Genomic DNA, 12,055 nt, shown 5'->3' on the forward strand with positions numbered 1-12,055 from the left:
TATGGATCCATACGCAGCCTTACGCTATAAAGAATTCAACATATTTCTATTGGTCCGTTTTGCCATGGTCTTTGCTTGGTCCATGCAATTTATTGTCATTGAGTGGCAGGTGTATTCTTTGACCAAGGACCCTTTGTCTTTAGGAATCATTGGGCTTATGGAGGTGATTCCTGCGGTTTCGATGGCCTTGTTCGCTGGACATGTGGTGGATCAAAAGGAAAAAAGAAATCTTTTGGTGAAGTGCATTCTGGGCTTTTCATTGGTGAGTTTGGGCCTTTTTCTGATCAGTGGTCCAAGCCTGGAACAGGAGCTTTCGTCAAAGACCATTCTGTATACCATTTATGCTTTGGTGTTTTTGGGAGGATTGGTCAGAGCGTTTATTGGCCCCACCATTTTCTCGTTGATTGCTTTGATTGTCCCGAAGAAAATATATCCCAATGCGGCCACGTGGAGTAGTTCCACATGGCAATTGGCCTCAGTTTTGGGTCCCGCATTGGCTGGTTTTTCCATTAGCTGGATTGGGGTGCATTGGTCGATGTGCGTGATTTTTGGCTTTTCGCTGTTGGCCTTGTTGTTTTTGTTTCGCATTCCACAAAAGCCCATTTTAAATCCAAAAATTGGAGAACCTGTTCTCCAGAGTTTAAAAGATGGTCTCAAATTTGTGTTCAACAGCAAAGCTATTTTCGGCGCCTTGACCTTGGATATGATTGCTGTTTTGTTCGGTGGCGCCGTGGCCCTTTTACCTATTTATGCCCAAGACATTCTTCATGTAGGCTCAGAAGGATTCGGAATTTTGAGGGCCGCCCCTGCGGTTGGAGCTTCCATAACCATGCTGGGATCTACACGTTTCCCCTTGTATAAAAAAGCTGGTAAGAAGTTGTTGCTGGCGGTGTTCGCCTTTGGAATCTGTATTATCGTTTTTGGGGTGTCCAAATTGTTTTGGCTGTCTGTGATAGCCTTGTTTTTGAGTGGAGCGGTCGACGGCGTGTCCATGATCATACGCCAAACCATTCTTCAAATCAAGACGCCAGATCATATGAGAGGTCGAGTGGCTTCGGTGAATTCAATTTTTGTGGGTTCCTCCAATGAGCTTGGTGCGTTTGAAAGTGGCCTTGCCGCCAAAATTTTAGGAACGGTTCCCGCAGTTGTGTTTGGTGGAGTGATGACATTATTGACCGTGGGAGTAACCGGATTGGTTTCCCCAAGCTTTAGGAGGCTCGACCTACGTAAGGATGTGGATGAGCATGAAGACAGTTAATCCTCCCATTTTTTGAGTGCTAGCGTGTTTCCATCAAAAACCGCATAGGTAAAATAGGAAATCCAATCTCCCAGATTGGTGTAGGTGGAAGTTTCGCTAATCTTGATTTCAAGAGGTAGGTGGCGATGCCCAAAAATAAAATGATCATGGTGTTGTTGTTCCAGCTTTCGCTTGGCGTACAGAACCAACCACTCTTTATCCTCACCCAGAAACTTGGCATCGGCTTCTCCGGAAATGATACGATTGTTGACGGAAAGGTGTTGCGCCAAACGCACGCCCAAATCAGGATGCAACCAGCGAAAAAGCCATTGCGCCAACCGATTGGTAAAGACTTTCTTCATGCGTTTGAAACCTTTATCATCAGGCCCCAAGCCATCTCCATGACCTATAAAAAAGGAAGTGTCATTAATAGAAAAATGCTGTGGTCTATGATATACGGGAATGTTAAGCTCTTCTTCAAAATAGCCATTCATCCATAGATCGTGATTGCCTACAAAATAGAAAACGGGGATTCCTGAATCCGTCAATTCTGCCAACTTCCCCAGAGTTCTTGTAAAACCTTTGGGAACAACGGTTTTGTATTCAAACCAAAAATCAAAAAGATCGCCCATCAAGAAAATGGCCCCAGCATCTGCTTTTATGGCATCCAGCCAAGCAACAAACTGCTTTTCACGGGGAAGACTAGCTTTTCGATTGGGCGCCCCCAAGTGGTTGTCACTTGCGAAATAGACCTTTTTGCCTTCTTGAAGAATCAGGTTTTTCATTTGAATCTAAAGATACAAAGTTCGTACTGTAAAGGGTTTGTTGCTTTAGCGTTTGAATTTTCTTCGATTTCGAATGCGCGTGGCAATGTAAACCACTATGACCAAAAAGGCCACTATGGGAAGTACAATATCGCTGTTCAAGAAATTGAGAAGGTCCATGGACTATTTTTTAAATTTTTCGAGAGCTTCTTTTGTGTTGGGGGAAAGAGCCAATTTACCAGATGCTGCCGCTCTTTCCAAAAGTAAAGTGTCCCAGTCATTGGTGCCCTCCCATAAAACTTTTTTCATCTCGGCCAGTGCTTCGGGATTGAAGGATGCCAACTTGAGGGCATGGAATTCCAATTCCTTATCCATTTCTTCGATAGATCCATAAACCTTGGAGAAAAGTCCTTTTTCTTTGGCCCAATACGCGTTTTTCCATTCAGTTGGATGTAGAGCGAGTTCCGCCAGGCCATCCTTTCCTATCTTGCGTTCCACAGCGGGAGCAATGACCAAGGGCGCTATGCCGATGGAAACTTCTGATAGTTTTACCGAGGCGGCCTCTGTGGCATAAACATAATCACAAGCCGCTGCCAAACCTACTCCACCTCCCACGGTTTTACCTTGAACCCTTCCTATTATTATTTTGCCACAACTTCGCATAGCATTGATAACGTTGGCAAAGCCACTAAAAAAAGCTTTTCCCTCATCCAGATTTGAAATTGCCACCAACTCATCAAAAGAGGCCCCAGCGCAAAATGCGCGATTACCTTCAGATTTCAATACAATGAGCGAAACCTCATCATTTTTACCCAAGCTATGAAGTTCAGCGGTTAGGCGTTGCAGCAATTCGGACACAAAAGAATTACTGGCAGGGTGGCCAAACTCAACTGTGGCAATTCGGTCTTGAATTTTGGTATATAGGCTCCCGTTGGGTCTGTCTGTTGGCATTTTGTGTAATTATCAGTTAGCAAAATTAAGTGTTTTGCACCAAGGGCTTGAACTTTCGTCTAAATTTCCAGACTAGGGCCAACCCTCGAATCAGCATCCAAACAATAAAGGCAATCCAGATGGCGTAGAAGCCCCATCCCAAGAACTTTCCTAAATACAAAGCGGGAATAAAACCCAAAAATGTCGCAGTAAGCAACACATTTCTCAGATATTTCATTTCCCCTAAGCCTTTAAAAAGACCATCGAGGACAAAGGCCAGGGTATTCATGGGAAGACCCAAAATCATGACAAAGAATATCCCATAAAAAGTTTCCAACACTTCTATTTCATTTGAAAATATGTTTCCGATAGGCTTATAAAAAATGATGCCTATGATCATAAGTCCGGCACTGACGGTAAGGCCGTATTGAATGGTTTTCTTTGCCAATTTCCATAGTCCTTTGTAGTCTTTGGCACCCAATAACTTGCCGCCCATACTGTTTCCGGCGGCACCATAGCCATCAATAAAAAAAGCGGCAAACAGCCAGAGGTTAATGGCAATGGTATGGGCTCCTATATACTTATCCCCTAAGGCAGTTGCCTCTCTCACTGCTATGATCAAGGCCGCATTTAAAGCCAAGGCCCTAACAAATAAGTTCAGGCTCATGAAGATGAGCCGCTTGAGTTCTTTGTTCAATGGGAAGACCAACCGCATTCGAATATTGGTTTTTTTCAGTAGAAGGATAAACACCAGTAAGGCCATAACAGCCTGGGATATCAAACTTGCCCATGCCGCTCCTTCCAAATAGAGCGCGGGAACGAAACCATCAATACCATAAACCAAAATAAAATCAAGGATGACATTGAGCACTGCTCCAATTATAGCAATAACCATGGGGTAAAACGTATTTTGCAACCCCCTGAATATTCCGAATATGGCAAAAGTGAAAAGTGTAAGGGGAAAGCCCCAAACACGAATTGAATAATAGGATACGCAGAGCTCCAAGATTCGTCCTTTGGCTTCAAGAAGGCTAAAAATTTCCTCTATGATGAAAATGGTTGAAACCAAGATTACCACACTGAGTAAAATGTTGAAGAAAATAGCCTGGGCGGGCAGGTTTTCTACTTCCTTTATTTTCCCAGCACCCAAGTATTGTGAGATAATGGCCGATATGGAACTTCGGGTCTGTCCCAATACCCAAATAAGCATCGAGAGGAAGGAACCAACTATTCCGGCTGCCGCCAAAGATTCCAGACCATCCACTGGGATGTTTCCCACAATGGCGGTATCGGTTATGGAAAGCAAGGGTTCTGCAATACCTGAAATGGTAGCAGGCACAGCTAGCTGATTGATGCTCTTGAAATTTACCGATGTCCTCAAGATAGGCCCAGATTAGAGTACAAGTTCATAACAATGAAAAGGGTGTGTACTTTGTTTTGGAAAGAAGATGTCCCCTAACCTTTCATAGCCTCGCTGTTCGTAAAATTGTTGGTTTCTTTTATTTTGGGAAAAGGTATCCAAGCGAACCGAGGCAAAGCCATTTTTTTTCGAAAGGTCCTCCGCAAAGTCCATCATTTCTTGGGCAAAGCCATTCCCTTGATGGTCAGGATGGATACACACACGGTGAATATAGGTGTTGTTCCCATTGGGAGTCAGCCATTGTATGGGAATATACTCGTCGTCCATATGTGTTGAAATTGTAATGGCGCCGATTACCTTGCCCTCAAAAATCTTAACATAAAGCTCATTTCGTTCCACATCATGAACAAAAGCTCCTTTACTAGGGTAATGTTCATTCCACTGAAAGATGCCGTTCTGTTTCATCTTTTCTGCACAAGCCTTGGTAATGGTAAGAATATCAGCAATTTCAGATATCTTTGCAGGTCTTATCATGGATTGATTTCAATTAAATTGTAAATTTAAACTATAATATCAACCACCATACTATGAATAACATACTTGTACCTATCGGAACCTCTCCCAATGCTGTTGACACGCTTCAGTACGCTATTGATTTTGCTTCAAAATTTGGCTCAAAGGTCTTTGTGATGGATGTAATTTCGGTATCCAGTACAGCGGCAAGTCTCCGAAATGTTGAGGAAAGGGTGGTGCAGAGTAGTTTGGAGCATATCAAGGAAATTATTGAAAAGGTTGAAACCAAAAGTGTCGAAATCAAGATTGCCACCTATAAAGGCGATATCATTGATGGCTTGGAGGATATTAACAAAGAACTTGGTATTGATTTGATCATTATCGCGCCACGAAGTAACGATATCAAGGAAGAGCTTTATTTGGGAAATACGACTGGAAGAATTGTTAAACAGACCGATATTCCAACTTTAATTGTACCCAAAGGAACCGCCTTCAAACCCATCAAGCATATCATGACAGCCTTTGGGTCGGGAATTTTAAAAAGGAACCGGGTTTTGAATCCACTGGCTGCCATAAAAGATAAGTTCCGCGCAGAAATCAATTTGTTATTGGTAAAACGCCCGGGCTATTCAGAAGAAGATCTTCAAGTAAACACGGCTCTTCTAGATTTAAGTAAGAACCTTACCATTACCGAAAATGGAAACACGTATCTGGGTGTGTTGGAACACTTCCAAAACCAACATCCCGATTTGCTTTGTGTATTTCGGAAAAAAAGAGGCTTCTTTAAAAAATTATGGGAGAAAAACACAATTCCTAAGTCAGAGTTTTTTGTCCCCATTCCGGTTTTGATCTTAAGTGTTAAAAAGGATTAACTCGAGAACCATATTTTGAAACTTTGGTAAAATGTGTTTCCTTTGCGCTTACTTTTTGGGGGATTAGCTCAGTTGGCTAGAGCGCTTGCATGGCATGCAAGAGGCCACCGGTTCGAATCCGGTATTCTCCACAAAACCATCCCGAAAAAGGATGGTTTTTGTTTTTAGAACCTTTCTTTTTGCAATTAATCTACTAATAAAAGCAATATGGACTTAAACGGAAAAGTGGTGTACATCACTGGAGGAACCAAGGGAATCGGACTTGGTGTAGCACAAAGTTTGCTTCAGCAGGGTATGAAGGTGGCCATAAGCGGCCGAAGTGATGAAAGTGTTTCCAAAACCCTGGCTTCATTGGGAAATACTGCGAATGTTTTGGGCATTAAAGCGGACGTTACAAGAATCAAGGATGAAGAAGCTGCGGTTGAGGAGATTTTAAAAACTTGGGGCCGGTTGGATGTTGTTCTGGCCAATGCCGGTGTAGGCCATTTTGCTCCAATTGATGAAATGTCCGACGATAAATGGCACCAAATGATTGACATTAATCTTAATGGGGTTTTTCACACGCTCAAAGCATCCGTGGAGGCGTTGAAGAAATCGGAAGGATACTATATGACCTTGGCGAGCTTGGCTGGGACCAACTTTTTTGCCTCCGGTGCAGGATATAATGCCACTAAGTTTGGAGTGGTGGGATTCACACAAGCGGCCATGCTCGATTTGAGAAAATACAATATCAAGGTGACCACGATAATGCCAGGATCCGTTGCGACTCATTTTAATAATAATGAACCCTCGGAGAAGGATGCGTGGAAAATACAACCCGAGGATATTGGGGAACTGGTGATAGACCTTTTAAAGATGCATCCCAGAACTTTGCCTAGCAAAATTGAGGTGAGGCCCACCCGACCTGATTTGAAATAGCGGCTATACTTCTTTTTCGATCAAGGGAATATCCGGATTGAATATTTCGAGTATCAGCTGTTTTAAACGCATTTCAAAGTCAAGTAGAGCTTGTTGATCTATTATGGTTAGCCTGTTTTGTGTTAGGTTTAGGAACCCATTCTTCAAGTTTTTTATGGCGTAGATACCGGCTTTCAAACTTTGTTGGGATTGATTTTTAGAGTAGAGATAGCTATAGCACATCAATTGAAAAGCTTTGTTTTTGTTTGCATTGCTGAAAAGCTCTTCCCCCTCCTTGAATTTGACATCGCTGGCCTGGGTAACCCCAGTTTTGTAATCAACAATACGAACAAGCCCATCATATTCGTCAATTCTATCAATAAAACCTTTGATTTTGATTGGGAATTTCAGTTCGGAAACGTCCAAAATCGTTTCGTAGCGTTCCTCGAGAGCAAGAATCTTAATGGTATGATTTTTTAGTTCCTGAAGTTCTAGGTTTAAAAAAGAACCAATATACTTTTCTACAACACGAAGTACCAAAAGGAATCTGCCCCTAGAGACATCGGCCCCCGGCAGGTGTTTTTGGAAGAAGCTTTGTACCACGCCATTTATTTTTGGTTTGAGTTCCTTTATATCACCTTCAGACAAGGTTTTACCTATGAGAGGTTCGTATAGCGCATGAAGGGTATCGTGTAGAATTGTACCAAACGTATTGGCGGCAATGTTTTCTTCAACCATACTGGCATCATCAAGCCGCAAAACATTTTGTTTATAGAAGTCAAGAGGATTTCTTATATAATTGGTTAGTGATGTAGGGGAAAATCCCTTACGGGCCAGATTTTCCAAATCTGATAATAGTCGAGGTGTTTTCGCAATCTGTTTAGGCTTTTCCGAAACTACAACAAGACGGGGAGAAGCCACGGTATGGGTCACAAAGGGAGCAATGGTTTCGTCGGTCATCAATTGCGAAATCAATCTGCTCTTTTCTCCACCTTCCAGTACATCGGGTTCGGTATTATAGATTAAATGAACTGTTTTGGCCCGTTGAATCAATCGGTAAAAATGGTAGGTGTATATAGCATCTTTTTCTTTAAAAGTAGGTAGGCCATATTCCCGTTTTACATCATACGGGATAAAAGAATTGTTGCTCTTTCCCGTTGGCAAGATTCCTTCATTTACCGAAGTAAGAATTACCGTTTCGAAATCGAGGTTTCTACTCTCCAACATACCCATAATTTGCAAACCCGATAGGGGTTCGCCAATGAAATCGATTTGCTCCGAAGTGGCAAGTGCTTTAAAAAAGCTTTTCAGGGATTTAATGTCGGTGATAAAACTTACGGACTCAAGATGGTTTTTAAGCTGATTAAACACCAAATGAAAGCGATAAAGGTATTCCAGTTCCAATGCGTCCTTTTCTTTCTGAAAGATGCTCTTTAGATGGTCAATCAAAAAATGGAGATGCTGAACGATTAGCGCTGACGCATATTTTTCCGAAGGAAACAAAGCTTGAAAGAGTTCTTCAGAATTAAAATATTGGGATGTTTGTGTTTCAGTAATGTGAATGATATTGTGGGCATGGACCACCGAAGTGATTTCCTGAACGAAATCAATATCTAGAGAGGCGGAAATTTTTTGACAATAGGGATTTGATAAAAACTTCAACACACTTTTATGAAACCAACCTCTATCGCTTTTGGATTCAAGCAATTCAAAATAAGATTGAATGAAGGAATAAAGAAGAGTATTTTGCAGCGCCATGCCCATGGTAATGTTAACTTTTGGGACGGCCTGTGGAAGGGCATGCAAAATAGGTGTCAATAGAGTTTCATCAGCCAGAACCAAGGCTGTTTTATCGATATTTAATGTATTCCCTTTGTTGAGGTCCTCCAAAATGTTTCCCACAAATTTGGCTTGAGCTATACTTTTGGGTACACCGGTGATTTGGATGTCTTTGTTTAGGACAAAACTACTATGTAGCCCTTTGGGTTTATTACTTCTATAATAGGGCCAATCTTTTAGATAATTTCTAATGAAAAGTCCCGCATCGTGTATGGAATCTTCCAGAAAATACGTATCCATATCCCAATAGATTTCGCACGAACAGTTCCCAAGAAGATGTTGAATGATATCGGATTCAGCTGTGTTCAATGCATTGAAACCTACAAATACCAAGGTGGAATTAATGGTGTTTTGGGTATATTTTGTAATGTTTTGAGCTGCTTTCTTGTAGACTAAACCTTGGTATCCAATATTTTGGTCAAGAAGCTGAGAGGTGTATTCTTCATACAAGTTATGGAGTCCTTGCCAAAGGGACAGATAGTTCTTGACCAAATCGGTCTTGTCCTTTTTCAAGGACCAGTGGTCGATTTCCTTAATAGCGGCTAAATAGTTAAGAATGTCCTCTGGAGGAATAAGATATCGATCAATTTCATTGAAGTCTTGTAGTAATGTTTGGCCCCATTTTAAAAAGGAATCGAAATCATCTGGTTCTTTGGGTGTAACAGCTAGGTAGGCTTTGTAGAGCTCAATGATTAATTCTAAGGATGAGGTATTTTTAACGCCAGCGATTTCTTCTACAAATTCCTCAATGGAAAGAATTCGCGGGGCAAAAACGGTTCTATCAAGCCGCTTACTTAGGTGCTGCTTCAAAAAAAATCCTGAACGCTTGCTGGGAAGAATGTAGGTGCAGGATTCAATGGCATATCCGTTTTCCTTTAAATCGTCTAAAACATGTTCAAGAAAACTTTGGTCCATGCCTAAAAATAAAAAAGGCTCTGCATTTGCAGAGCCTTTTTTCAAGGAAAAGTATTTCCTATTATTTGATTAGGTTGATTTCAACCCTTCTGTTTTGTGTTCTACCTGATCTTGTGTTGTTGGTAGCGATTGGCTTGTCTTCACCATAACCAATTGCAGTCAAGCGACCAGCACCAATTCCTTTGTCAATCAAGAAATCTCTAACAGCGTTAGCTCTTGACTCAGAAAGTGTTTGGTTCAATTTAGCACTACCTACGCTATCTGTGTGACCTTCTACTGTAAACTTAGCGGTTGGGTACTCATTCAAGATTTGAATGATATCAACCATTACAGAAGTAGACTCAGCTTTGATGGAAGATTTACCAGTATCGAACAAAATAGTTCTAGCGTAGTCGTTCAATTGCTTTTGAACTTCTTCAGTAACTTCTGGACAACCGTTGTTGGCTACAGTACCAGCAACTTCTGGACATTGATCATCTTTGTCCAATACGCTGTCACCGTCAGTGTCAGGCCATGGGCATCCGTTGTTCTCAGCAGGACCAGCTTCGTTTGGACACTGATCATCTTTATCGGCAACTCCGTCACCGTCAGCATCAGGACATCCGGCTAAAGCAGCAAGACCAGCTTCGTTTGGACAAGCATCATCTTTGTCAGCGATGCCATCACCATCAGCATCAGGACAACCGTTCAATTCTTTTGAACCGGCTTCGTTTGGACAGCTATCTTTACCATCTTCGATACCGTCGCCATCAGAATCAGGACAACCGTTGAAAGCTTCTAGACCAGCTACTTCTGGACAAGCATCATCTCTGTCATAAATACCGTCACCATCAGTATCAGTACCTCCGAAACGGATATTGATACCTGCTAGGTGTTGAAAATGCTTAACCAAGTAATCTTCGAATACGTGCTTGTAAGAAGTTTGAAGAGTAACACCAAGGTTGTCGGTGAACCAGTAGTTAACACCGATACCACCGTTGAATGTTCCTGCTCCGATTTCATCAACCCAGGTATAACCACCACCGATTTCTACGAATGGGTCAATTTTTGTGTTTTGTAGGATGTTGTACTTGATAGTACCATCTATTGCATAGTGAGACAAATCATCTACACTGACGTCACCCAAGTTTTTAATTCTGTTAAGGGAACCTCTAGCTCCAACAGAGAACCCATCCCCTATGTATCGAGAAACAGACACATACGATACAGAAGGTAAGATGTTCCAGTGATCGTTGGCGTTGAAGTATTCGCTAAACAGGCTTCCTGTTGGAAAGCTAGCGTCATCATCACCGGTTGGATATGCATCGATTGCATTGATACCGAAACTGATCTGCCATGGATTATTCTCGTCTTGCGCTTGGATGTTGTTGATACCTATAAACACTAGGGCAACAACCAATAATTTGCTAAGATGTTTCATGCTCAAAATTTTAAGTTTAAGTGTTTATCAGCTGCAAATGTAAGTTGTTAAAAACTATTAACAAAATCAAATTTTCTTTTTTTTTAACGCATTACATAGATAAAAATAAGCAGTTAAACGATTTTTAACTCCTTGCCTACTTTAATGAAAGCTTCGATGGCTTTGTCTAAGTGTTCCTTTTCATGGGCGGCAGACAGCTGCACGCGTATTCTTGCTTTCCCCTTTGGTACTACAGGATAGAAGAAGCCTATAACATAAATGCCCTCATCTAGGAGCATATCGGCCATTTTTTGTGATAGTTTGGCGTCATAGAGCATAACAGGTACAATCGCGGAATCGCCGTCAATGATGTCAAAACCTGCTTCTTTAAGTCCTTTTTTGAAGTATGCGGTGTTTTCTTGTAGTTTATCCCTTAAGGAGGTGTCGTTGCTTAACAACTGGAACACCTTTATCGAGGCACCAACAATATTGGGCGCCAAAGAATTGGAAAATAGGTAAGGACGTGATCGCTGTCGCAATAATTCAATAATTTCTTTCTTACCAGTAGTATAGCCACCCATTGCCCCGCCCAAAGCTTTTCCCAAAGTGCCGGTTATAATATCAATACGGTCCATGACCCCCTTTTCTTCCAGGGTACCTCTGCCTGTTTCGCCAATGAAACCGGTGGCATGGCACTCATCGATCATAACCAAAGCCCCGTATTTATCGGCCAAGTCGCAAATTTTATCCAAAGGGGCCAAAAGGCCGTCCATGGAGAACACACCGTCGGTCACAATGATCTTAAATCGGGCACCATCTTCAATGCTTTGTTTTAACTGTACTTCCAAATCAGCCATATCACTATTGGCATATCGGTATCGTTTGGCTTTGCAGAGCCTTACGCCATCAATAATGGAGGCGTGGTTCAAAGAATCGGAAATGATGGCATCCTCTGCCGTTAAGAGGGGTTCAAAAACACCTCCATTGGCATCAAAGGCGGCGGCGTATAAAATGGTGTCTTCCGTTCCATAAAAATCGGCAATCTGCCGTTCCAACTCCTTATGAATATCTTGGGTGCCACAAATAAACCGGACTGAAGACATGCCAAAACCATGTGAATCCAAGGTATCTTTTGCCGCTTGAATTACCTCGGGATGTGATGATAGCCCTAAATAATTGTTGGCACAAAAATTAATCACTTCTTGTCCTGTTGAAATTTTAATTACAGCCCCTTGGGGAGAAGTAATAATTCGTTCCTTTTTAAATAGCCCCGCTTCCTTGATACTTTCGATTTCTTGGGCAAGATGATTTTTAAATTTTCCGTACATA

The 12,055-nt window shown here is 41.8% G+C and carries 10 protein-coding genes and 1 tRNA gene; 4 read left to right on the forward strand and 7 right to left on the reverse strand.

Features of this window, described 5'->3' with window-relative positions; translation table 11 throughout:
- The first annotated feature begins 1 nt into the window (after window position 1).
- The gene (locus EW142_RS13595; RefSeq protein ID WP_130614719.1) at window positions 2-1,258 is read left to right on the forward strand and encodes an MFS transporter; all 1,257 of its coding nucleotides are present in this window, start codon (window positions 2-4) and stop codon (window positions 1,256-1,258) included.
- Here the strand turns inward: EW142_RS13595 and EW142_RS13600 are convergent.
- The 4 genes from EW142_RS13600 to EW142_RS13615 form a co-directional block, all read right to left on the reverse strand.
- Window positions 1,255-2,022: a UDP-2,3-diacylglucosamine diphosphatase gene (locus EW142_RS13600; protein WP_205783279.1), complete on the reverse strand. Its 768-nt coding sequence runs from the start codon at window positions 2,020-2,022 to the stop codon at window positions 1,255-1,257. The genes EW142_RS13595 and EW142_RS13600 overlap by 4 nt on opposite strands.
- A gap of 162 nt (window positions 2,023-2,184) precedes the next feature.
- A complete protein-coding gene (locus EW142_RS13605; RefSeq protein ID WP_130614721.1) occupies window positions 2,185-2,952 on the reverse strand; it encodes an enoyl-CoA hydratase/isomerase family protein in 768 nt (255 codons plus the stop codon).
- Between the two features lie 25 nt (window positions 2,953-2,977).
- The gene (locus tag EW142_RS13610; RefSeq protein ID WP_130614723.1) at window positions 2,978-4,312 is read right to left on the reverse strand and encodes an MATE family efflux transporter; all 1,335 of its coding nucleotides are present in this window, start codon (window positions 4,310-4,312) and stop codon (window positions 2,978-2,980) included.
- Between the two features lie 12 nt (window positions 4,313-4,324).
- Window positions 4,325-4,825: a GNAT family N-acetyltransferase gene (locus tag EW142_RS13615; RefSeq protein ID WP_130614725.1), complete on the reverse strand. Its 501-nt coding sequence runs from the start codon at window positions 4,823-4,825 to the stop codon at window positions 4,325-4,327.
- 53 nt (window positions 4,826-4,878) lie between these two features.
- Between EW142_RS13615 and EW142_RS13620 the strand changes: the two genes are divergently transcribed.
- From EW142_RS13620 to EW142_RS13630, 3 genes are all read left to right on the forward strand, one after another.
- A complete protein-coding gene (locus EW142_RS13620) occupies window positions 4,879-5,676 on the forward strand; it encodes a universal stress protein (protein ID WP_130614727.1) in 798 nt (265 codons plus the stop codon).
- 57 nt (window positions 5,677-5,733) lie between these two features.
- Window positions 5,734-5,807: transfer RNA gene (locus EW142_RS13625), tRNA-Ala, on the forward strand.
- A 76-nt stretch (window positions 5,808-5,883) separates the two neighbouring features.
- Window positions 5,884-6,594, forward strand: a complete 711-nt coding sequence (locus tag EW142_RS13630; protein ID WP_130614729.1) for an SDR family oxidoreductase — start codon at window positions 5,884-5,886, stop codon at window positions 6,592-6,594.
- Window positions 6,595-6,597: 3 nt separating this feature from the next.
- Here EW142_RS13630 and EW142_RS13635 read toward each other — a convergent pair whose 3' ends face one another.
- The 3 genes from EW142_RS13635 to kbl form a co-directional block, all read right to left on the reverse strand.
- Window positions 6,598-9,372 (reverse strand): PD-(D/E)XK nuclease family protein, encoded by a 2,775-nt coding sequence (locus tag EW142_RS13635; RefSeq protein WP_240740218.1) that lies wholly within the window; start codon window positions 9,370-9,372, stop codon window positions 6,598-6,600.
- 16 nt (window positions 9,373-9,388) lie between these two features.
- Window positions 9,389-10,747, reverse strand: a complete 1,359-nt coding sequence (locus EW142_RS13640) for an OmpA family protein (protein WP_130614731.1) — start codon at window positions 10,745-10,747, stop codon at window positions 9,389-9,391.
- A gap of 113 nt (window positions 10,748-10,860) precedes the next feature.
- A complete protein-coding gene (gene kbl / locus EW142_RS13645) occupies window positions 10,861-12,054 on the reverse strand; it encodes a glycine C-acetyltransferase (RefSeq protein WP_130614733.1) in 1,194 nt (397 codons plus the stop codon).
- Between the last annotated feature and the right edge of the window lies 1 nt (window position 12,055).

Origin of the sequence: Flagellimonas allohymeniacidonis, assembly GCF_004296335.1 — a bacterium.
Lineage (GTDB): Bacteria > Bacteroidota > Bacteroidia > Flavobacteriales > Flavobacteriaceae > Flagellimonas > Flagellimonas allohymeniacidonis.